This window comes from uncultured Nitrospira sp., assembly GCA_902500695.1.
Classification (GTDB): Bacteria; Nitrospirota; Nitrospiria; order Nitrospirales; family UBA8639; genus Nitrospira_E.
On record CABVRQ010000015.1, the window covers coordinates 13,557 to 35,940 of the forward strand.

The following is a 22,384-nucleotide window of genomic DNA, read 5'->3' on the forward strand; positions in this document are numbered from 1 at the left end:
TGCCGAAGTGTTCTATCAAAATGGGGAAAGCTGGTTGGTGGACTCAGAGTTCAGCCGGTCGAACTCAAAAAAATCCATAGGGTTCGCTTTCTGAGGAGCCGCTTTTTCTGGTTCCGTTCCTTTACGAAAAACTTCCGTGCTGATGTTTCGACTGGTCTTGGATGGCAAATCCCCAGTCGTGGTGTCAATCTGTGCGAATTGAATATCACTAGGGATGGGAAAGGTCATCACGGGTGAGTTGAGAAGTGCTTGATCCACGAACTGGGTCCAAATTGGAAGAGCCGCATGTGCTCCGGATTCCAATCGGCCGAGTGTCCGAACTCCATCAAATCCCACCCATACTCCTGTCGCCAAATTCGGAGCATATCCGACAAACCACGCATCGTTATAACTATTGGTGGTTCCAGTTTTTCCTGCCAATGGCCGGCCAATAGATTTGGCGAGTCTTCCTGTTCCGCTTTGAATGACATCCATGAGCATGTTGGTGATCAAGTAGGCGTTTTCCTTGGTCATCGCTTGTCGAGGTTCGAACAGATGCTGTTCTAAGATCTCGCCGTTGAGGTTCTTTGCATGGGTAATCAGGTAGGGTTCAAGCCACAATCCCTGATCTGCGAAGACGCCATATGCTGAGGTGATTTCTTGGAGGGTCACGCTGGAAGATCCTAAGGCCAAGGAGAGGTCCTGGCTGAGCGGGCTTCGAATTCCCAGGTTGCTAGCGATATTGACGACTTCGGGAACTCCAATTTGTTCAAGCAATCTCACGGTTGCGGCGTTGCGAGAATGGCGCAGCGCTTCACGTAGGGTAATCGTGCCAAAAAAGCGTTTTTCATAATTTTCTGGTTTCCATACCCGGTCTAAATCCTCGTCTTGATACACCACGGGGGCATCAAGAATTAGGGTTGCCGGTGTCAGGCCTTGTTGGAGTGCCGAAGCATAAATGAGTGGCTTGAATGCTGAGCCGGGTTGTCGGCGGGCAATCACTGCACGATTAAACTGACTCCGAGTAAAATCATACCCTCCCACCATGGCTTGAACAGCACCAGTCCTGGGATCCAAGGCGATAAGGGCGCCTTCTACAATTGGAGTTTGCTCTAAGACAAATTCGCCTGACTCGACAGTATCTTTTTTGGGGGCGACTTCAATGATGTCCCCCACCTTCAGAAGTTGGAGAGGTGAAGCTTTATCATGGATGACCGCCGTTCCAACATCCCCTGTTTTCTCTAATCGCCGCTGGGCCCAGCGCATATCCTCGAAAAGAATAGAGCCCTTATAGGTATTTCCAATCAAGATTTGAGCAGAATTTTTGGTCACGTTGGTAACGAGCGCCCGGTAGAGGCCATGGACAAGAGCCGCCTTTGGATTCTGTAGCTCCGGGAAGGTATCGGGAGGTGTGTAATCTTTGGTAAAGGCAATATGTTCAATCGGTCCACGCCAGCCCTGGCGTTTATCTAATTGACGGAGCCCTGTACGAACCGCTTCTTCCCCACTTTTTTGCATGGCAATGTTTAAAGTGGTGTAGATTCGTAGCCCACCCCTATACACGAGCGTTTCTCCGTACCGATCGACCAAGTGCTGACGGACCTCTTCCAGGAAATAGGCCGCGATCGGTTCAATGGACTGATGGCGGTAGGATAAGGTTGTGGCCATGGCGGCTTGCGCATCCTCGTTGGTGATATAACCCGCTTCTACCATACGCCCCAAGACCAATTCTTTTCGCGATTTGGCCAGATCCGGATTCCGATAGGGAGAATAGGTGTTGGGAGCTTTGGGAAGACCAGCCAAAAAGGCTGATTCAGGAAGGCTCAGATCCGAGACGTTTTTATCAAAATAGGTTAAGGCTGCAGCTGCCACTCCATAGGCACCGTGGCCAAAATAAATTTGGTTTAGATACATCTCTAGAATTTGCTCTTTGGTCAGCACCCATTCCATTTTTACTGCGAGAATGAGTTCTTTAATTTTTCGTTGATATGTTCGTTCCGGAGAAAGAAAAAGTGCTCGTGCCAATTGTTGCGTAATGGTGCTAGCCCCTTGAAAACGACCACCTTTTTTCATGTTGGTCCAGGCCGCCCGTCCGATGCCGACAATGTCTAAACCCGGGTGGTCAAAAAAACGAGTATCTTCTGTTGCAATTACAGCTTGCGTGAAGAATTGAGGGATTTTGTCAATAGGCGTATACAGTCGACGTTCGATGAAAAATTGTCCAATGATTTCACCATTATCTGCATACACTCTGGACACCAGGCTTGGATGGTAGTCTTGAAAAGAATCGAATGTGGGAAGGTCACGAGTTGCGATCCAGAGAATTCCCGCAATGCCTCCCACTCCGATACACAAGCCAAGGAACGTGGTGACCATTGTAATTCGAAGCCAGGACCAGCCGCGTAGTTGGGAAAAGAACGTCTGAAATTTACTCATGGAGCATAGATAGCCGAAAACGGGCTAGGGATTGGGAAGGTTTTGGATAGTATCAAGGAAGAAGAAGATTTCACTGGCCTTAAATTTACGATACCCCGAGATAGACTAAAACACAAGATCCATTTCGGTTTTCTGCAGACGGCAATTGGCGGCCATGGAAGATACAAACGATGTTAGGATTTGGAAGTATGGAAAATAGGTCGAAATGAAGATAGCAGATTTCAACGCTTACTGCCTTCTTACTCGAAAAACTGGCGTGGAGAGGAATGTTGGTTGGGGCTAAATGGACAATTCTGTAGGTCTTCTGCCAGATTGACAAACTTTTTCAACCCATGGTACCACCAAAGGTCAAGTGAATTTTCAGCTTTTCCATTACAACGAAGGAGAGAAATTATGTCTACAGATGTTGCCGCAGAAGTTAAAGTGGGAGATGTGGCCCCGGATTTTACATTAAAAGACCAAGACCAAAAGGATATTAAACTCAGCGACTATCGTGGAAAGAAGAACGTGGTTCTGGCATTTTATCCTCTGGATTGGAGCCCTGTCTGTACAGGAGAAAATAAATGTTTAACTGATGATTTTCCAAACTTTGGATCAGTCAACGCCGAAATTTTTGGCGTGAGCTGTGATAGCTTTTTTTCCCACAAAGCTTGGGCTGATTCCTTGGACCTTAAGCACCAATTGCTCGCCGATATGCATCGGACGGTGGCTAAGTCCTACGGATTATATTTTGAGCCGTTGAATTGCTCAAAGCGGGCTACTGTCATTGTGGATAAAAATGGAAAAGTTGCCTATGCGAAGGTTCAAGATATCAAAACCGCTCGTGACGACAAAGAAATTTTGGAAGCGTTGAAAAAGTTGAATTAATCCTGATGATGGTCTGACCGAAGGAGTTGGTTTTGAATCGACTCCTTCGGTCCGTCATCTTTGATCGTGAGGCTGTGATGTCCGGTATTGTTGAAGATGTGAGCGACGACAATTATGAAGGGTTTACCGGGGCTTCGGCTGCAGTGGTGGTTTATGGCATTGCGACCTGTGAACCTTGTAAGGCGTATGACCCTGTTCTTGCGGATATCGCTCAACAGTATTCGAATGTGCGATTTGGAAAAGCCAAAATGCATGTTCCAGGACGATGCCGTGCTATTAAAAAGCTGCATCAATTTGAAACCTATCCCACCACCCATTTCTTTTCCAATGGAACGCTTGTGCTCACCAAAGAGGGAAAATTAGAACCTGCCGAACTAGCGAGCTTGATTCGGGAATCTTTCTCTATCCAAACCTAAGTTCCGTTTTGGTGGAACTCACTCGGTCCTTGTTCCGTCCGGTTTAAAGAGGATTCCTTTTGGCCAGCAGGATATCCCTGTTGAGTCAGACCCCTGTTTTTGAAGTCGGTGAAGGATTTCGAGACTCAGGCTATACCGAATAAACAGCCACAGCGCCTGGTTGCTGGCTCACGGAGACTCGGTAGAGAGGTGGTGCTTCGAAGTGGGGCTCCAGTGTTTCCCAGATGACTTTCGCAAGCGCGGAATCTGTAACGGGGATGTTGGAAAAGGCCGGATCCTGACTCAGATTTCGCTGGTCAAACCTTGTAAGGACGTGGGTCTTGGCGAGTTGATCCACCGTCAGTAAATTCATAACCTGCCCGGTGTCGGCGGAAATCAGGCCCTTGGTGGCAATCCACAAATCATAATCGTGCCCTTGAGTATTACCCGTCCGGGATTGATGCACTGCAGAAAATGCATAGCGTCGAGCGATTATGGCCGATTCCATTTTGGAAGATTGGAGGTTCCCATCCATGAAGTTCGCGTTCACCTCACAGTAGAGGGTTTCGTCCTCATAAAGACGAAGTGCATCTGGGTTAGGAAGGTCTGGATGCTTTTCTAAAATATGCCACAGGGTAATTGCAAGATTTTCGGTTGTGGGAATTCGTTCGGAAAAATATGGAGTATCGAGATTTAAGTTTTTATGATCAAATTGTTCCAGGACCTGATTTAAAATGTGTTTTAAGTCATATAAATTGATGATCATCCCTGTGACAGGATCGATGTCCCCACGCAAGGTGACTTCCAATAAATAATTATGGCCATGGGTATTCACATTATTACAGAGACCAAAAACCGCACGGTTTTTTGCGTCGTCCCATTGAGGGTTGTGGTAGCGGTGAGAGGAGCAAAACTCTAGACGTTTGGTGAGGGTGGCTTTAGGCATGAAGTCTCTATAGAAAATAAAAAGGGCTGGATCTTGGTTGCCAATGGAAGTCCAAGTCCAGCCCTATTTGGTTAGGGTTCTGAAAGAATATTTTTAGGTCGAGAATGAGCTTCCACATCCACAGGTGGACTTCGCTTGAGGATTTTTAATGGCAAATCCTGACCCTTGCAGACTATCAACGTAATCGACTTCTGCGCCGCTGAGCATTGGGGCGCTTTGGGAATCCACAATGACCTTCACGTCACCTTTTTCAATGATGGTGTCATCGTCGCTGGTTTTATCTTCAAATGACATTCCATATTGGTAGCCGCTGCATCCGCCGCCTTTGACGTAAATGCGCAAGCCGACGGAATTTTCTTCTTCTTTAATCAGTTCTTTGATTTTCTGCTCTGCGATCGGGGTAATGGTTACCATAGTTCTTGTATCCTCCTTATGACCACATAATTTTTGTAGATTCATCTTTCCTTTCAATCGGTTGAAAGGAGTGCAACATTGAGCTTACATCTTAAAGCACGACTTTTAATCTTGTCAATTTATAGAGGGACTGAGAGGTTGCGGAATCATGGACGGCAAAAAAGATGAATCACTCGAGATCCTTGAGCCATTCCTGTCTCAACTCCTGAGAAACTGGGGCTTCTGTACGGTATTGAGGGTGGAGGATAGTCAGAAAGGCCGGGACTTCATCCTGGGCCAGGAGGTCTCGAAAGGTTGGGGTGGTGGAAAATCGCACAAAATGCACGGCGCTGATTTTATCTTCCTTGCTATGCCCGGCCTCAAAATTTGCAAAAACTGAGGTATCCCCAACCTTGATGCCCACGGTATCGGCCTGGTCAATATTCTGAAAAGAATCCAGCAGCGATTGAATTTTTTCGGAATCGGTAATTTCGATAAACAGCGTTGCGCTCAATTCATCATGACCTGGTAGGAGGGCATTGTACACGTCACATTCTTCCTGAATTTTTCCTGGATCAAAAATGCGCTCAATTCGAATCATTTCTTGTATTTGAAATAGCAGGGTTTCGCGATTCTCAAACACGAGGGTCACTAATTCTCCTACAGAAATACGGCGCCGTTTTTTAAGCGTAATAATTCGTTGACGAATGGCCGCGCGGTTTTCTTCATATTGAGCGGCTGAGAGGAGGTCTTGTGGTGTGAGCAGGTTCATGGTGTTAATCCATAGGCGTTGCGAACGACTTGAATAGGATGAAGGGTCGATTGAGTTGGTGCAGATTGAAGCGCTTGGTCCAGTTGTAGTGCCGACAGGGGGCAATCGGAGGCGACGACGTCGAAAGGCTCCTCTTGAATCTCTCTCACGGCCTTCTTGGCGATTTTCATCGAGAGATCAAAAAATTCAGTCTTGGCACTCCAGGCTCCATCATGGCCGGAACATTTCTCAATCAGATGAACCGTGGCCCCGGTCAATTCCATCAATTCTTTTGATTTGAAGCCGATATTCTGATCGCGTAAATGACAGGGAATTTGATAGGCCACGCGTCCAGGATTGGACTGAAAATCAAGGGAAAGCTTGCCTTCCCGTTTGAGCCGCATTAAATATTCGCAAAGATCAAACGTGCGTTCGCTCAATTGCTTCATTTCGGGTGTGGGTTTGAGGTAAGGGTATTCCCGTTTGAACATCAGACTACAACTGGGAGCGGGAATCACGATGTCATATCCCTGATCGAGATACGGCGCAAAGAGTCGATATTGAGACTCGGCAATTTTGGCCATTCCATCGGTATCACCCAAGTCAAACCGTGGCATCCCACAGCACTGCTGGTCCGGAGGCACCACGACCTCAATACCATTTTTCTCCAATATTTGCACGGCGGCTTTCCCAATATCAGTCACCTGAAACGTCACCAAGCAACCTGGAAAGAAGGCTACTTTTTGGTGGCCGATGGAAAGTGCGGGAGTCGGCTTCCGCTGATCCCACCATTGGGTAAAGGTCTGGGATTGAAACGGAAGGACCTGACGATTTTTGTGCACTCCAACCGTACGCTCAACCAGGCTACGAAGCCAAGGTGTGCGAAGGACCCAATTGGTTAATGGAGCAGTCAGGCTTCCCAGCTTTCCGATTAAATCGGTTTGGATCAGGATTTTGTCACGCCATGTGGCGCCACCTTCAGCCGTCCGTTGCTTTTTCCAGGCAGCCATGAGCCGGGGGAAATCCAGATCATATTGATGGGGAGGAGAATAGGGGCAATGGTTGAAACAGAGTTTGCAGTAATAGCATTCCTGTTCAATTTTTGTGAAATCCTGCGCAGTGAAATGCGTTGAGTCGCTCTCATACTCATCAATCCGGTCAATAAGCGTAGTGAACGACGGGCACAAGTTAAAGCATCGTCGACATCCGTCACAGACATCGAATATCCGTCGGGTCTCGGTTTCGAGTTGAGACCGCGTCCAGCCGGGAGTGATAAGGTCAAATTTTGGCACAGGTTGTGACGTCACTTGAAAGGTTGTGAAAGAGTGAGTGCAGGGCGGCAGCCTTCTTCATCAGCCGCCGCCATGTGTCATAATGCCGAAGCTATCAGCTTTGTTTGAGGGTTTCCAGCCCTTTCGTAAACCTGTTCGCATGGGATCGTTCTGCTTTGGCCAACGTCTCGAACCATTCTGCGAGTTCCTCAAGGCCTTCATCACGGGCGGTTTTGGCCATACCGGGATACATCTGGGTATATTCATAGGTCTCACCTTCAATTGAGGCCTTTAAGTTGGCTTCGGTGTTACCAATCGGCACGCCGGTGGCAGGATCACCGACTTCCTTCAAAAAGTCTAAGTGGCCAAACGCATGTCCGGTTTCAGCCTCCGAAGTATCACGAAACAGACCGCCGATATCGGTATAGCCTTCAATATCCGCCCGTCTGGCGAAATATAAATAGCGCCGATTCGCTTGCGATTCGCCGGCAAACGCCGCTTTTAGGTTTTCGTGGCTTTTCGTGCCTTTAAGAGCTTTTCCCATGGAGTCCTCCTTTGACGGTTGTGGGGTGTTGCCCCGATGATGAATGGTCGATTGAGCGCCCGGTGTGGCGGCGACAGGAGCCGCAAAGTCCACGGAAGGCGACCTGATGACTGGTAATTTCAAAATCTTTGGGAATGCCGACTGGTGAGGTCAGGCGATTTAATCGGGGATCCATGACATCGACAATGGCTTGGCATTCCACACAAATCAAATGGTGATGGGGAGACAGGTTGGCATCAAATCGAGCCCGGGCATGGCCAATATTAACTTCATGAATCAACCCGGAGGTACGCAAGACTCCAAGTGTGTAGTAGACGGTGTTCAGAGACATCATGGGAAATTGCGGAGCTACTTGGGCAAAGAGATCTTCCGCTGTCGGATGAGCAGTACTGCGGAGGAGTGCGTCATAAATGGCAGTTCGCTGCGGAGTCGTTTTCAATCCGCATCCCCGGAACTTCTGCTTGATGTCAGTAAAAGAAATATCCATTTCATTCCTATTTAAGAATTATTACTATTTAACAAACCTCCAACGAGGGGGTCAACCGAAGTCCGCCCACTGCACTGAGGCAGGAAAAGTAAAAATGAAATTGGCATTGTCCGTACTTTAAGGAGTCGCGTTTGGGAGATTGTTAACGTTCTTCAGGAACCCACTGCCGCCATCCTTGGCCTTCATGCCCGAACTGAAAATGGGTGGGATGAAGAATCTCAGCCAAGATTTCAAGGGATTCCACAATCCGAGGACCCGGACGGTTGAAAAACTGGTTCCCATCTGTCAGATATACCTTCTGATTTTGCACCGCTCGTAACTGTGGCCAAAAAGGATGGGATGTCATTACCGGCATTTCTTCTTGAATGCGAGCCATGGAAAACCCACAAGGCATCAAAACCAGGAAATCCGGATCCGAGACCGCCAAGGCTTCCCAGGTTATCCATGGGGCGTGTGTCCCCCGCTGTCCAAAGACCGATTGACCTCCGGCCAGATGAACCAGTTCGGGGACCCAATTGCCGGCAGCCATCAGCGGTTCCATCCATTCGATGCAGGCGACTGTGGGGGCAGAAGGCTGTTGTTGGAAACGGTCGGCAATATCGCCCATGCGTTGGTGGGCCTGTTTCAGAAATGCCTGTCCGGCAGCGTGCTGTCCTAAGCCATCTGCGACTCTGGTCAAGTCGTCCCAAACCCCGGATAAGTCCTGCGCGCCCAAGGAAATCAATGTGGGTGACGACCCAACCAAATCGTGAAGGGCCAGCTGCACTTCATTGGCACTCACGGCACACACCTCACACTGGGTTTGGGTGACGATGACATCCGGTCGTAAGTCCTGCATCCGGTTGACCAAGACCTCATACAAGGAAAGGGCTGTCTGAAGACGTTCGGAAACCTGGGTATGAATAGCTTGGCTGGTTCCCTCAGCATTTACCGTGGTTTGAGTACAAATAGGCAGCTGGGTAATGTCAGAAGGAAAATCGCATTCGTGTGACCGGCCGACAAGTTGAGCGCGGCAGCCCAATGCGCAGACCATTTCTGTTCCGCTAGGAATCAACGACACAATGCGGGGAGGCACAACATCTCCTTGTAGGTGAACAGTATAGGAAGAAGTAATCGCTCATCCTACCTGAGGAAGGCAGGGCGTCCGCAATATCTTTTTGGTTGCCTGGGCTGCTTGGGAGGGAGCGAGAAGAGAATGGAAGCTACCTTCTATCTATGGTACAAAGGTACTTTCACCATGATCCGGCATAGCGATATTGCTCATGTCTTTTGTAAACCCAATTCAAAAACGCAATTGATCACAGAAATCTGAACCGCATTCATCAAGGAGGTGTGTATGGCAGCCAAAGCGTATATTCTCATGAAAGTCAAAGCAGGAAAAGTCCAGGATGTTTTAGAGACCCTCAAAGCCCTTCCTGGCGTGGAACAGGCTCATGCCTGTTTCGGTCAACCAGATATCTTTGGTCTGGTCAATGCACCTGATGACCGCGCACTGTCCAATCTCATCATGGCTAAAATCCACACAATCCCCGGAGTGGAAGAAACCGACACGCATATCGTTGTCCAGGATTAGTTGGTTCTTATCCTTGCGGTAGAAGCGAGGGACGGACTCAAGGGGTGGGATCAGAAGCCCAGGACGAACTGAGGATTCTGGATGAGATGAAGGATACCTGTTGGTCCAGAATGTGGACTGTGGGTTCCTCGTCCTTCCCTTCAGTCATTTTTGTTAAGCCGCGAGAGAAAATGATGCTGTATAGAAAAAGCCGGGGTCTTTTGACCCCGGCTTTTGTCGTGATGCCGATTCGAATGAATGGTTGATTGAGATCAGAACAAACCGGAAGCATGGCCGGAATTGGCCATGAAAAATAGCATGGGGATGGACAGTAAGGTATTGGTGCGTGACGCCAATAGGGCCATACGTCCTGCCTTGGCTTTTTCTTCCGGGGTCGCTTCCTTGAGCCCAAGGACTTTCTTCTGATTGGGCCAAATGATTCCCCACACATTCAGTAACATGATCGTACCCAGCCAGGCGCCCATACCGATCACGGCATCCTGTCCCTGCAGCATAAAGGCACTCCCCATCCGATGCTGATTCATTAACAAGGCGGCGCCAAATATCCAGGTGAATAGGGCTCCCCAGCGAAACCACCAGAGCGCATTGGGCACCAGGTGTTTGAAGGCTTCGGCTTTGGTTTCCGGTGTGACGGCTTTGAGAAATGGCACTTGGATGAAATTGAAATAATAAAGAATTCCAATCCAGGTAATGCCCGCGAGGAAATGCCCCCACGCTAATAAACTTTCCATAAGATGTCCTCGTATTCGTTAGGTTGATTAAATAAGTCTTTGGAGGTGATGAGGTGTCACACCAGCATTTTGACCAGGCCATACAGGACCACAGTCAATACAAAGCCAGCAATGATGGTGCCAGAGATCGTATCGAGCGGATTGCCCATTGTCTTCCTCCTTTATTGTTCGTAGAAATGAGAAGCGGGTTGTGTCATGTGGCTTACGGAATGTAGCCAACAAGTATCTGGTGCCTTAGCGTAACGTAGACCGGCTATCTTGTTCAAGATATCTGAGCAAAAGGAATCGAAATCATTTACTTTTGGATGATTCGACGTGTCTTTGGTGGAGTGGAAGGCGGCAGACAGAACCGCCACAATTTCTTTGCCCATTCTCCCGCATAGTCCACGCCAATTCGAGGCAGAGTCTGAATCTGTTTTGGGGAAACAGCCAGGCCGTGGTCTTCGATCCAAAGGGTTGTGCCGAGTGTAGCATCTAGTCCGTTATGTGTGCGATCAATGTCTAAAAATCGGCAGACCCGGCCTGGACCGTCGATGCGTCTAGGCAAATCAGACGGATGATCTTCGCCCAGGATTTCCAGGCCCCGAATTAAGACGGCTGCGGGGTATTCTTCGGGCTCGGTGACAATATTAAGGCAGTGGTACATCCCATAGATAAGATACACATAGGTAAATCCAGCCTGGCCAAACATAACTTCTGTCCTTTTCGTCCGGCCTTTGGAGGCATGGCAGGCTTTATCTTTGGGTCCGACATAGGCTTCCGTATCCACAATTTTAGTCTGAATCATACCGGTTGGATCCTGCTTGATTAGTACCTTCCCCAGCAATTCTTTCGCGACCTTCAACGTGGGTCGTTCAAAAAATACTCGCGGTAACGCATTCGGGCACTGGCTCATAGGGATTTAGGGAACATGAGGGCCGTAGGGTGGCAATGTCGTGAGGCGACCATCATCCAGCGGGCCGCCAACTGTGAAATGGTAGAGCGATTGCCACTTGGTCTGAGGATGCACACCGAGGACCCGATGGACGGGATCATCAAAGAAACAGCCGATCCCTGTTGACCGGATTCCCGCCGCTTCGGCTTCAAGATAAAGCACCTGGCCAATGAGTCCGGCCTCCCAAAACAACCGTTTGTAAAACCAAGGGCCAAACGTGTCTAAACTGTCGTCAAATTCTGCCACCATTCCAAGCGCAAACGCACTGTCACCCGCGATGTCCTGCCCGCAACTGAGTTGTTTTGCCAGGTTTTGGGCGTTACCTTCCTCTAGCAGATAGAGCGGAAGATTGGCCGGGCAGGCTTCAGGAGTCGACCAGACAAACTGCTCGTGCATCCTACTTTTGAAATACGAGATGTCCCGGTGGTCCGGGCTTCGGTTGAGCCAATACAGGCCAGGCGGGAGGCCGTCTATTCGGTGAACGAATAAAAACAGGTGAATGGTGGGATCCCATGAAATGGCATCCCAGGGCATGGGGCGATCAGGAAGAGACAGCCCCCCCTTTGGCATAATCCGTTGCAGCATGGTGAAAAAACGATCGGCGGAACGGCCTGTTCGTCCGTCGAAAGCAACGGCGCTCCGTCGTTGATGAATGATCTGTCCGGCCAAGTGTTCGGGTTCAATTTCTTCATGTTCGTTCATGGGGGCAGTTGAGGCATGAAAGGCAACCTGTTCGGTTTCTTGAGTCGATTTCCATGACGCGTTTGTGACCAAATCGATAATTTCCCACAAAACCGGATCATCTTTGCTCAAACGGTTTGCCGTGCCATTCCACTCCCCTGATGACAGCACTGCATCATCGAGTTCGTGGAATGCCAGATTCAGAGTGGGAGGGGATTGAAGGTTTCCTGGCCACACGGCCGCCAATAGTTCCGGGTATTCTGGTTCGGCTTGGTGAAAGTCCTGTTTTCGAGTCAAACCCAAGAGCCGTGCAACAGTTTCGTCCGTTGTGCCACTCAACACCAACAGATTCCAGCCTAAGGTGGCCGCGGCAATTCGCAACGTTCCAATAGCATGGCCTATATCATGTTGGCAGTATCGGAAGGCCCGCTCTCCATATTTCCATGCTTCCCGCCAATGAATAGACGTGAGGCCTACCAGGAATCCCTCGGAAGGCATGCCTTGGAGAATTGATTGTGCGAGTGTAGAGGGAATTGCCCAACGGTGTTCGAGGGCATGTTCCTTCGGGGCATAGTGGTACAGCCCTGGTTCCACTGCAAGGTGAGGCAGTGATTTGGTGAAGAGATAGCCCTCCGTGGGGTGGAGGTTGCCGCTGGAAGGATTGCTCCTTAATGCCCAGCTGGTCCCGTTGTAAGCTTTCCACGCCGTGAGTGATAAACCATATTCGAAGAAGCGGGAGACTGTGTTTAGGGTAATGGGTTGTGAGGAGATCGAATGTGGATGAAAGAGAGACTCATATGCTGGCGAAAGCGGGGCTTCGTCGAGTGTAAGATGAGGAAGCGCGACGAGCGGAGCGTCTTCGAATCGTCGGAATGGATCGGGCTGATTCGCCCAATCCAAATGTCCTAACGAGCGGGCGTACCGGTTGAACTCATGCTTCGTTTGCTCGTGATACTGCTTGACCTGGTCAAGGGCTGCTTTGGTTTCCTGCTTGGACATGTCCGATTCCATGTGGACAAGTGTAACACTGGGAGAGGTGAGTGAAACAAGAAGGCCTGCCTCACCTCGACGAGTAGGCTTTCTCACTGTCGTTGTTTGCAGTTGATGGGTTGTTATACGTCGAGGTTGTCAGCTAATCCGGCGTTGGCCATGAGGAATTCGTACCGGGCTTCTGTGCGTTTGCCCATCAAATCCTGAAAGGTCCGGTCGGTTTGCAGTTCATCGAGCAGTTCGACTTTGAGTAAGCGACGAGTGGCGGGGTGTAAGGTTGTGACTTTGAGCTGTTGAGGAAACATTTCCCCCAACCCTTTAAAACGGCTTATCGTGGGATGGGCATTGCTGCGGGCCTCGGACACGATCCGCACTTTTTCCTCATCGGTGCCGGCCCAGTGGACTTCTTTCCCGATTTCAATTCGGTAGAGAGGCGGTTGAGCAATGTAGACATGGCCTTGCCGAATCAGATCAGGCATGTGCCGGAAGAAAAACGTCAGCAACAGTGTGCTGATGTGATAGCCGTCAATATCGGCATCCATCAACAAGATGATTTTATGATACCGGAGTTTTTTGAGATCAAAGTCTTTGCCGACTCCACAGCCCAGGACTTTTACGACATCGGCCAGTTCCTTGTTTTCAACCACTTTGGCCAGACTGAGCTCTTCCGTGTTCAGCACCTTTCCCCGAATGGGAAGAATAGCCTGATTTTTTAAGTCTCGACCTTGTTTGGCCGTCCCGCCTGCGGAGTCGCCCTCGACGATAAACAGTTCGCTGATGGCAGGATCGGTGCTCTGGCAGTCGGCCAGTTTTCCCGGCAGATTGAGACGGTGGCTGATGGCCGACTTGCGCATCACGGCTTTGGAGGCTTCACGAGAAGCCTCACGGGCTCTGGCTGCCAGCAACATGCGACCCACGAGGGTTTCCGCAATGCTTTGGTTTTCGTTGAGATAGGTTTCAAGGGCCGGTCGGACCAGGCTATCCACTTGGGCCTGGACTTCAGGATTATTGAGCCGCTCCTTGGTTTGTCCCTGAAACTGAGGGTGAAGGACCAGCACGCTCAGTACGGCCGCCATGCCTTCGCGAATGTCTTCGGCTTGGAGGGAAAGGCCCTTGGGCGTGAGATTATGGGTGTCGATGTAGTTGCGTGCAGCCTTGACGATACCGCCACGTAATCCCATTTCATGGGTGCCCCCATTCGGAGTCGCCACCCCATTGACGTAACTTTTGACAAATTCAGCCGGTTCATCAGTCCACTGCAAGGCCACTTCCATGCTCAGACTCTGCGCCGCTCCTTGGGAGCCTGACGTGCCATTTTTTAATTGGCGTTCCAGGTAAAAGACGAAATCGACCGTCGTTTTTCGACCACGATCAGCCACTAATTTGCGCAAGTATTCCTGGATGCCCTGTTCGTGATGGAACAGATGGGTTTCTCCGGTGGTGCCATCTTTGAAGGTCAGCTTGAGCCCCTTGTGCAGATAGGCTTTGGCATCCAGCGTTTCCTGCAACACAGCGGGATCGAACTGAATGGTTTTGCCGAAGATTTTTGGGTCGGGACGAAAATAGACCGAGGTCCCGGTTCCTCGAGCATTACCCAAGGCTTTGACGGGACCTTGGGGTGCTCCGGCCTGATACGTCTGTTCCCACTCTTTGCCGTCACGTTTGACCTGAACTTCCAGGTGACGGGACAGGGCATTCACGACTGAAGCGCCGACCCCATGCAATCCGCCGGAATGGATGTAACTTCCCGTATCAAACTTACCTCCGGCATGTAAGGTCGTCATGATAATTTCCAACGCGGATTTTTTGTGTTTGGGATGTTTATCCACTGGAATGCCACGACCGTTGTCCGTGATGCGGAGACCTTCACGGGATTTATCCAGTTCCACGATGATGTGCGTGGCGTACCCATTAATGACTTCATCGATGGCGTTATCCAGAATTTCCCAGACTAAATGGTGCAGGCCCGTCTTATCGGTGCCACCGATATACATTGCAGGGCGTCGTCGGACGGGTTCAATCCCCTCCAGCACCACGATGTCACTGGCATCATATGTTTTACCCATGAATGGATCCTTGCGAGTGAATGAGCATGAAAAAGTTCAACAGGTCCTTTGTGGAATGTATCAGGAAGCTAAGGGGCAACTTCGGATTGGAAGATCGGAACGGTCAATTCAGCCGGAACCATCCCGGTCAGGCGACCCCGCTTAAACAATGGATGCCCTTTCCCTCCACGTCCGACCACCTGGTACTTGCGAAGGGAAACGGTAAGGGTTCCAGCGTCTTCTTTGGCAACCACGAGTTCCTCTTCTTTTGAGGACAATAAGCTAAATCCAACCACCGTATCGTTCTGGTCCAATTTCAGGACGATGACTCCACGGCCGGGTCCGGACAATTGCGCGATCTCTTCGGCTTGACAGAGCAAGGCACGTCCTTGAGCCGAGACGACGGCCACGACGGTTTTTTTCAGAGGAGCGGTCACCTGGCTGACCCCGACGACTTCTTCCCCTTCCTTGAGTTTACAAAATTTTCGGCCAAGACGAGTCGACGGCTCTTGGAAGGTGTCGAGCTCAAATCGGATCCCCATTCCGCTTGAGGTCATGGCGACGGCTTCTCCATTCAGGCCGGTTGGCATGCTGTCGAAGAGTGGCAGGGCGCGACCTTTTGACGGTGTAAGGGAGGACGGTCCCGTTGTCCGCATTCGGGGATCGAAGCTCAACCCCTCAATGATCCGTTCGCCATCTTTGAATTTGAAAAGCTTTTGCACCGGATCTCCAAAACCACTTCGGGCCGGTGGGATATCGCCGATGCGAATAGAGTAGGCGCTGCCATAATTAGAAAAGAACACCACCGATTCAAGGGTGCTTCCGCCTAAAATCGTCATCACTCGATCGCCTTCCCGAACCCGTGCTTTGGACAGATCTTTAATGAGTCCGACCCGACGGATCCACCCATCTGTCGAAACGGTGATCACCGCATCTTCTTTGACCCGGAAAGCGTCCGGATCGAATTCAATTTCTTCTGTTTGCTTCCTTCCGATTTTGGTTCGACGTTTGTCCCCAAAAGCCGTGGCGACTTCCTGCAGTTCTTTTTTCACCACATCCCATAATTTGGCATTGGAAGCCAGCAGTGTTTTGAGGTCCTTGGCCTGGCGCAGCTTGTCGGTCAGCTCATCCAGCATCTTCTTGATTTCGGTTCGGGATAATTTATAAATGGGGGTTTCCAGAATCGCGTCGGTTTGAATGGGTTCCAATCCGAATCGTTGTTGGAGTTTTTCCGCGGAATCGGCTTTGCCCTCACTTTGCCGGATGATCTTGAGCACCTGATCCAGTGCGTCGAAGATGAGCTTAAATCCATTCAGGATATGGATTCGTTTTTCCAGGACTTGCAAATCGTAGCTGAATCTTCGTTTGACGGTAACAAAGCGAAAGTCGATGAACTGTTCCAGCATCTGCTTGAGATTCAGGCAGTCCGGACGGGCCACGGTCGATCCGGGTACCGGAACCAGGCACGTCAAATTGACGGAAAAGTTATTCTGTAGCGGCGTATGTTTAAAGAGATACGCCATCGCCAGATGGGGATCGGCATCTTTTTGTGTCTCAAGGGCAATTTGAACTTCTGTCGTGGATTCATCCCGGACATCCACCAATTGCGGAACTTTTTTGGTGATAATGAGTTCGCCGATCCGTTCCACAATCGTCGATTTATCGACGGCAAAGGGAATGGAGGTAATGAGAATGGCCGATTTCCCCTGATCCAATGCTTTGACTTCATATTCTCCACGAAGGCGGATCGATCCCTGTCCGGTTTCATACATTTCCCGGATTTCAGCTTTGTTGTTCAGGATTTCCCCGCCGGTCGGGAAGTCCGGGCCTTTGAGGTATTTCATGAGATCGGAAATAGAGGCGTCCCGGTTTGCAATCAAGGCAATCGCGGCCTCGATCACCTCGGCTAAATTATGGGGGGGGATATTGGTGGCCATGCCCACGGCAATCCCTGTGGATCCATTCACCAGCAGATTGGGAAAGCGGGCGGGGAGGACCAGCGGTTCTTCCGCTTTGCCATCGTAATTGGGTTGGAAGTCGACAGTGTTTTTATTCAGTTCGTTCAGCAGTTCGAGTGCGAGGGGTGTCAGTCGGGCTTCGGTATAGCGATAGGCCGCTGGACGGTCTCCGTCCTGGCTGCCAAAATTTCCATGGCCATCGACGAGGGTGTTGCGCAATGACCAGGGTTGGGCCATTCGAGCCATCGCGTCATAGACCGCCGCGTCCCCATGTGGATGCCATTCACCGATGACCGATCCCACAACCTTGGCGCTCTTGATGGGTGGCCGGTCAGGCACAAGGCGATGGTTGTGAAACATGGAAAATAAAATGCGTCGCTGCACCGGTTTCAATCCATCCCGGATATCCGGAAGAGCCCGGGAGGTAATGACCGAGAGCGCATAATTGAGATAGCGTTGTCGCGTGGTCTCATCCAACGGAACCGGGATGACTACCGAAGGGGTCTTGTTGGAAGAATCTGTGCCAGACCGGGTTCGTTTGGCCATACGTTCGTATCCTTTGATGACTCAGAGGGTCTTGGAAATCATGTGGGAATCAGGATCTCGGAGGGTGAAGCCGTATTCTCACGTTATTGGACTGGTGGGCGTTCCGGGCCAAGGTGTTTTGTAGGCGGTTCCGGTTCTTCGTCAGTTGGTTTAACAAGGGAAGGCAATCCTAACTGGTCCTTGATACGAGTTTTTACCCAAAACGGATCCCACCATTCAGTGGGATTCACCTGTTCGCCATGCAAAATCAAACTAAAATGCAGGTGGTCCCCGGCGGCGAGGCCTGTGGTGCCTGATTTGCCGATGGGTTGCCCGAGAGTGACAGCATCCCCGGATTTGACTTCGATTGAGGACAGATGTGCATACAAAGAAAGCAATCCGTATCCATGATCTAAAATAATTGTGTTCCCATAGATTCCTAGGAATCCGGCAAACATCACCATTCCGTGGTTAGCAGCTTCGACGGGATAATGCTGGGTAACGGCAAGGTCAAATCCCAAATGATCTTGGGTGTCGACGACCTGCCCGTTATACATATATTTGCGATGATCGGCGAAGGAGGCTTCAACCTTGGACCCCGACAGTTGGCGAAACGCCCCTTTCCAGAGGAATTCCTTGCGGCTAATCTTGGCCAGATTGGTAATGGTGTCGTTATTCATCTTGCGTAACCTGTCGTTTACAAGAATGAAATCCTTCAGCGAATCACCCAGGCTTTGTAATTCGGGAGTTTGCGCCAGGATGGAGGGAACGGTTTTACGAATGAAGGATTCGGAAATATTGATGGCGCGGGTACGCCAGGCTTGAGGTTTGACCTTAAAGTTCACATCCATGAGGGCGGAGTTGCCAAATCCGTCGTCTGCAACTACTTGGATCGGTGTCGAGGACGGCAAATTATACGGAAAGGCAATGAAGGCAAACATGCCGGCCTTGTCAGGTGCAGGATATCCAGGGAAGAAGGCCTTTCCAATTTTTACCCCGTGAATAGACACTTCCGGGATCACTCGGTATCTCACGATTCCTGCTCCACCTTGCACGATGGTCGTGGGGGCCGATAGGAGTTCCAATCGGGGTGGCGTAAATTGTGGGGTAAATTCCTTCTCCAGCCGTTGTCCGTTACCTTCAAACCAGTTTCGCCAGGAATAATCCCGTGCGGTCACAATGAGTTGAGCCTGTCCTTGTCGCCGGGGTAGATCCCCGTTGGCATAGGGAATGACGTCCAGCGTGAATTCATGGTCATGTCCGCCGGTCGCCGAAAGCCATCCGGCAGAAGGAAAGGATTGGTCGGCCAGGCTGAAAGTTTCCAAATTGTGAATGATGCGAACGGAGATGTCGCGAAGGCCGGTTTCAGGATCATGAATACGAAGAACCAGGGGTGTGGTTGGGCCGACCTTCTCGAACGGTTGCTCGAGAGAGATTTCAGGAGCGGTGGAATCTCCCCATCGTGCGTTCCCAATTAATCCGAGGTAAATGGCGATAAGAGCCAGGACGATGACAATCAAAAAGACTTTTTTGGACACGATTGAGGTAACTCTTCCTCCAGAGGATTTATGCGAGCAGGACAAAAAATGTTCCTCTTCTTATACCATACCCAGGCTTCAGGGCAAGTGTGTGACGTGCTTGAGGAGATGGTGAGGGGGGCGTGGCTGAATCACCACCTCAAAAATCGCCCGGCTATACTCTTGACATGGGCATGATGATCGCCTAGCCTGTGCCGGGCCAAAGCTATGCCCGATGTCTCATGTCCCTCCTCTCGGGCAATGTATTCCGTCCAGATGGAGACGTGGGAATTCACGCTCCCTGAATGGTTGATCAGGAGCTTGGTTTCATGGAAGAAGCCGGTGGCTTCTTGGTGATAAACACATTCCCGAACATTTTCTTAATATTCCTTTATTTTGACAAATGGTGTTCCGATATATGTCGGTAGTGCCGAACAGGTTACAGCCTGATCGGCATTTTCTGAATCAACCGTCTTTCCACATGGGGGGCTCATGCCAGGGTTGAGTGATATTCTAGGGTGGTTTTCGAGCGATTTAGCCATCGATCTAGGAACGGCGACGACACTGGTCTATGTTCGTGGAAAAGGCATCGTCCTGAGTGAACCCTCGGTGGTGGCTATCGAAAAACAATCGAACACGGTATTGGCCGTGGGCGTCGAAGCCAAACGCATGGTGGGACGGACGCCGGGAAATATTGTGGCGATCCGGCCGATCAAGGAAGGCGTCATTGCCGATTTCGCCATGACCGAGCGCATGTTGCATTATTTTATTACCAAAGCGCATAACCGGCGGGCGTTCGTGCGGCCTCGCTGTATTATTGGTGTGCCTTCCCGAATCACCGAAGTTGAGCAACGCGCGGTTCGTGAATCGGCCACTCAAGCCGGCGCCCGGGAGGTCTATCTCATTGAAGAACCGGTTGCGGCAGCGATCGGTGCCGGGTTACCGATCACGGAACCTTCGGGCAACATGGTGATCGACATTGGAGGAGGCACGACCGATATTGCCGTCATTTCCCTTGGGGGCATTGTCTGCAGTGAGTCGGTGAAGGTGGCGGGTGATTCCATGGATGATGCCATCATGAGCTATATCAAGCGCCGGTATAATTTACTAATCGGTGATCACATGGCGGAGAAGGTGAAAATCGAGGTCGGATCGGCCTATCCGTTAGAGCAAGCCAAAACCATGATGGTCAAGGGGAGGGATATGATTTCTGGTATTCCCCGGACGGTGGTGGTGAATGATTCTGAGATTCGAGAAGCGTTGGAAGATCCCATCCATGCCATCGTGAATGCCTTACGAAACGCGTTGGAGAATACGCCGCCGGAGTTGGCCGGAGATATTATCGATAAGGGAGTGGTGATTACAGGCGGGGGTTCCTTATTGCCGGGCATCGCCACGCGGTTTCAGGAGGAAACCAATCTGCCCATCATTACGGTGGAGGATCCTCTGACCTCCGTGGTGTATGGCGTTGGAAAAGCCCTTGATGAAGTCGATTTATTTCAAAAGATTCAAAAGTTTTAACGGTGGTCTAGGGCAACCCAACCGTGGTGTTAGGTGCAATCTGAAAAATCTTGCCTTGATGACCGATCACATAGATTTCTCCCCCGCGATCTTCTCCAAAGGACGCAATTTGTAAATCCGTATCCAGCAGTTGGTTGGTCTGCCCGTCGCGATAGCCCCAGATTTCACCGGTACAATAATCCCCGAACACATAGACCCCTTCTAGCGAGGGCACCTGTTTCCCACGATAGACATAGCCCCCGGTCACCGAGCATCGTCCCTGTTCGTGCCGATATTCTGTAACCGGGTGGACCACACCCGCCGATTCGCAGTTGGTGGCGGGCTTAAAACAATGGGTCCCCTCTAAGAGTCGCCATCCATAGTTTTTCCCTTTTGCAATCACATCGATTTCTTCCCAAAGGTTCTGTCCCACATCCCCGGCCCATAATTCCCCGGTCTGGCGGTCAAAGGAAAAACGCCAGGGGTTTCGAAGGCCAAGGGCAAATATTTCAGGTTGGCCTTGTTGCCCGACAAATGGATTGTCTGCAGGGATGCGGTAGGGAGGCGGTCCATCCACATCTATCCGAAGGAATTTCCCTAGCAAGGACTTTCGGTCTTGCGCTCGATTCTCTGGATCGCCACCTGCTCCGCCGTCTCCCATCCCAATGTACAACAATGCGTCGGGGCCAAAGGCGATCATGCCACCGTTATGGTTGCTGTAGGGTTGTGGAATGACGAGTCTGGTGGTTTCCTGAGGGTCCGCTCGATCGGGGTCTGATGATACCCGATATTCAGCAATTACCGTGGCGCCGTCTCGTGTCCTGGTGTAGTTGACAAAGAATCGGCCATTTGTCGAGTACTGAGGATGGAATGCCAGACCCAGGAGTCCTCGTTCCCCCCCTGTGGACAGTTTTTCTGCTATATCCAGGAAAAGAGAGGGATTCCGTTGGCCTGGGGCCAGAATGACAATGCGGCCATTTTGTTCTACCACGAACAAGCGTTTGGTCTGATCCGGACTGCCGGTGAGAAAGACCGGCTTGGAAAAGTCGTGTTCCACCACGGGTTTCAATCCAATGAGGCCATTGGCAGGAGCAGGTTTTCCAGAAAGGCTCCAGCCCGATGTTGACCAAAGCCCTACCGCTATCCAGATGAAGATTCCCATCATCAGGGGGCCTCGGTGGCTAAGAAGGGGTCCAGGAAGATGGTATGGCGTATTTCGGAATAGGATTGAGCGGAATAGGGATTGCCCGGGAAATCGATGCCTTGTTATAACTTGAGAAGCCATAGAGGTCATGTGAAGGAGAGTAAGATGATTCTAAAGTATGAGTCCGATATCTTAGATGATGAAAATGCCAGAGGGAATTTCTATCATGTCTGCCAGGGACAGGTCCAGAAAACGCCGGTAGGCATTCCTCCTGACGATCAACCCTATGAATGCCCTGCCTGTGGCATTGATCTGGAACAGGAAGATTTTATGTTGGCGCAACAACGGGGCTGGTCCTAATTGTTAGTAGATGCCACCCCCATCTTATCGTAGGGAGGACCAGATGGAGTTACCACGTAGCTACGGGAGAAAATTGGTATCGGTCATGCGCGGCCAAATGATGTTGTGTGCGGCATGTTTCGACAGTATTCATGAAGAAAAATTAGTGGATGAAAAAAACTATGTGGCGGATCATGAAAGCTTTTTTGATCTAATTTGTCCAGGGTGCGAAGATTTAAATCGGCCCCTCATCGACGATATGCTGGGGAGTTCGGAATAGCCCCAATCTTCACTTGACCGGACATGCTGAATGGGGACCTTCACCCCACGCGACCGAATCTTCTTTCCGGTATTCTGCCTTTCGCAGGTTCGACTATC

At 50.5% G+C, this 22,384-nt stretch carries 21 protein-coding genes; 6 read left to right on the plus strand and 15 right to left on the minus strand.

Annotated elements, in window-relative coordinates; genetic code table 11:
* Positions 1 to 15: 15 nt before the first annotated feature.
* A complete protein-coding gene (locus tag AAH187_RS05850; RefSeq protein ID WP_342347501.1) occupies positions 16 to 2,415 on the minus strand; it encodes a PBP1A family penicillin-binding protein in 2,400 nt (799 codons plus the stop codon).
* A 393-nt stretch (positions 2,416 to 2,808) separates the two neighbouring features.
* Between AAH187_RS05850 and AAH187_RS05855 the strand changes: the two genes are divergently transcribed.
* Entirely contained in the window at positions 2,809 to 3,282 is a 474-nt protein-coding gene (locus AAH187_RS05855; protein ID WP_342347502.1) for a peroxiredoxin, read from the plus strand.
* A 32-nt stretch (positions 3,283 to 3,314) separates the two neighbouring features.
* Complete coding sequence (locus AAH187_RS05860; RefSeq protein ID WP_342347503.1) at positions 3,315 to 3,698, plus strand: thioredoxin family protein; 384 nt, start codon at positions 3,315 to 3,317, stop codon at positions 3,696 to 3,698.
* Positions 3,699 to 3,828: 130 nt separating this feature from the next.
* Here the strand turns inward: AAH187_RS05860 and AAH187_RS05865 are convergent, their stop codons facing one another.
* The 7 genes from AAH187_RS05865 to AAH187_RS05895 form a co-directional block, all read right to left on the minus strand.
* Positions 3,829 to 4,623 carry a 6-carboxytetrahydropterin synthase gene (locus tag AAH187_RS05865; RefSeq protein WP_342347504.1) on the minus strand — a complete coding sequence of 265 codons (795 nt, stop codon included), beginning with the start codon at positions 4,621 to 4,623 and terminating at the stop codon, positions 3,829 to 3,831.
* 93 nt (positions 4,624 to 4,716) lie between these two features.
* On the minus strand, positions 4,717 to 5,082 hold the full coding sequence (gene erpA, locus AAH187_RS05870) for an iron-sulfur cluster insertion protein ErpA (protein ID WP_342347505.1): 366 nt from the start codon (positions 5,080 to 5,082) through the stop codon (positions 4,717 to 4,719).
* 124 nt (positions 5,083 to 5,206) lie between these two features.
* On the minus strand, positions 5,207 to 5,788 hold the full coding sequence (locus tag AAH187_RS05875) for a DUF3501 family protein (RefSeq protein ID WP_342347506.1): 582 nt from the start codon (positions 5,786 to 5,788) through the stop codon (positions 5,207 to 5,209).
* A complete protein-coding gene (locus AAH187_RS05880; protein ID WP_342347507.1) occupies positions 5,785 to 7,059 on the minus strand; it encodes a heterodisulfide reductase-related iron-sulfur binding cluster in 1,275 nt (424 codons plus the stop codon). The genes AAH187_RS05875 and AAH187_RS05880 overlap by 4 nt, the downstream gene beginning before the upstream one ends.
* Before the next feature lie 94 nt (positions 7,060 to 7,153).
* On the minus strand, positions 7,154 to 7,582 hold the full coding sequence (locus AAH187_RS05885; RefSeq protein ID WP_342347508.1) for a rubrerythrin family protein: 429 nt from the start codon (positions 7,580 to 7,582) through the stop codon (positions 7,154 to 7,156).
* Positions 7,566 to 8,069 carry a transcriptional repressor gene (locus tag AAH187_RS05890; protein ID WP_342347509.1) on the minus strand — a complete coding sequence of 168 codons (504 nt, stop codon included), beginning with the start codon at positions 8,067 to 8,069 and terminating at the stop codon, positions 7,566 to 7,568. Before AAH187_RS05890 ends, AAH187_RS05885 begins: the two co-directional genes overlap by 17 nt.
* A gap of 142 nt (positions 8,070 to 8,211) precedes the next feature.
* Entirely contained in the window at positions 8,212 to 9,144 is a 933-nt protein-coding gene (locus AAH187_RS05895; RefSeq protein WP_342347510.1) for a cobalamin-binding protein, read from the minus strand.
* A gap of 261 nt (positions 9,145 to 9,405) precedes the next feature.
* Between AAH187_RS05895 and AAH187_RS05900 the strand changes: the two genes are divergently transcribed.
* Complete coding sequence (locus AAH187_RS05900) at positions 9,406 to 9,642, plus strand: Lrp/AsnC ligand binding domain-containing protein (RefSeq protein WP_342347511.1); 237 nt, start codon at positions 9,406 to 9,408, stop codon at positions 9,640 to 9,642.
* A 251-nt stretch (positions 9,643 to 9,893) separates the two neighbouring features.
* Here AAH187_RS05900 and AAH187_RS05905 read toward each other — a convergent pair whose 3' ends face one another.
* The 6 genes from AAH187_RS05905 to AAH187_RS05930 all read right to left on the minus strand — a co-directional run bounded on the left by AAH187_RS05905 (position 9,894) and on the right by AAH187_RS05930 (position 19,044).
* The gene (locus tag AAH187_RS05905; protein ID WP_342347512.1) at positions 9,894 to 10,373 is read right to left on the minus strand and encodes a urate hydroxylase PuuD; all 480 of its coding nucleotides are present in this window, start codon (positions 10,371 to 10,373) and stop codon (positions 9,894 to 9,896) included.
* A 295-nt stretch (positions 10,374 to 10,668) separates the two neighbouring features.
* Positions 10,669 to 11,268: a DNA-3-methyladenine glycosylase gene (locus AAH187_RS05910; protein WP_342347513.1), complete on the minus strand. Its 600-nt coding sequence runs from the start codon at positions 11,266 to 11,268 to the stop codon at positions 10,669 to 10,671.
* 6 nt (positions 11,269 to 11,274) lie between these two features.
* Positions 11,275 to 12,987, minus strand: coding sequence for a SagB/ThcOx family dehydrogenase (locus tag AAH187_RS05915; RefSeq protein ID WP_342347514.1), 1,713 nt, complete (start codon positions 12,985 to 12,987; stop codon positions 11,275 to 11,277).
* 113 nt (positions 12,988 to 13,100) lie between these two features.
* Positions 13,101 to 15,044 carry a DNA topoisomerase IV subunit B gene (locus AAH187_RS05920; RefSeq protein WP_342347515.1) on the minus strand — a complete coding sequence of 648 codons (1,944 nt, stop codon included), beginning with the start codon at positions 15,042 to 15,044 and terminating at the stop codon, positions 13,101 to 13,103.
* Positions 15,045 to 15,112: 68 nt separating this feature from the next.
* Complete coding sequence (locus AAH187_RS05925) at positions 15,113 to 17,527, minus strand: DNA topoisomerase (ATP-hydrolyzing) (protein ID WP_342347516.1); 2,415 nt, start codon at positions 17,525 to 17,527, stop codon at positions 15,113 to 15,115.
* 83 nt (positions 17,528 to 17,610) lie between these two features.
* Positions 17,611 to 19,044: a M23 family metallopeptidase gene (locus tag AAH187_RS05930; protein ID WP_342347517.1), complete on the minus strand. Its 1,434-nt coding sequence runs from the start codon at positions 19,042 to 19,044 to the stop codon at positions 17,611 to 17,613.
* A 471-nt stretch (positions 19,045 to 19,515) separates the two neighbouring features.
* Here AAH187_RS05930 and AAH187_RS05935 point away from each other — a divergent pair, with 471 nt between their 5' ends.
* Positions 19,516 to 20,544: a rod shape-determining protein gene (locus AAH187_RS05935; RefSeq protein WP_342347518.1), complete on the plus strand. Its 1,029-nt coding sequence runs from the start codon at positions 19,516 to 19,518 to the stop codon at positions 20,542 to 20,544.
* A gap of 7 nt (positions 20,545 to 20,551) precedes the next feature.
* Here the strand turns inward: AAH187_RS05935 and AAH187_RS05940 are convergent, their stop codons facing one another.
* Positions 20,552 to 21,688 carry a PQQ-dependent sugar dehydrogenase gene (locus tag AAH187_RS05940; RefSeq protein WP_342347519.1) on the minus strand — a complete coding sequence of 379 codons (1,137 nt, stop codon included), beginning with the start codon at positions 21,686 to 21,688 and terminating at the stop codon, positions 20,552 to 20,554.
* Between the two features lie 144 nt (positions 21,689 to 21,832).
* Between AAH187_RS05940 and AAH187_RS05945 the strand changes: the two genes are divergently transcribed.
* Together AAH187_RS05945 and AAH187_RS05950 are read left to right on the plus strand one after the other, a co-directional pair.
* Positions 21,833 to 22,027 (plus strand): hypothetical protein, encoded by a 195-nt coding sequence (locus AAH187_RS05945; protein ID WP_342347520.1) that lies wholly within the window; start codon positions 21,833 to 21,835, stop codon positions 22,025 to 22,027.
* Between the two features lie 43 nt (positions 22,028 to 22,070).
* The gene (locus AAH187_RS05950) at positions 22,071 to 22,286 is read left to right on the plus strand and encodes a hypothetical protein (protein WP_342347521.1); all 216 of its coding nucleotides are present in this window, start codon (positions 22,071 to 22,073) and stop codon (positions 22,284 to 22,286) included.
* Positions 22,287 to 22,384: the final 98 nt, after the last annotated feature.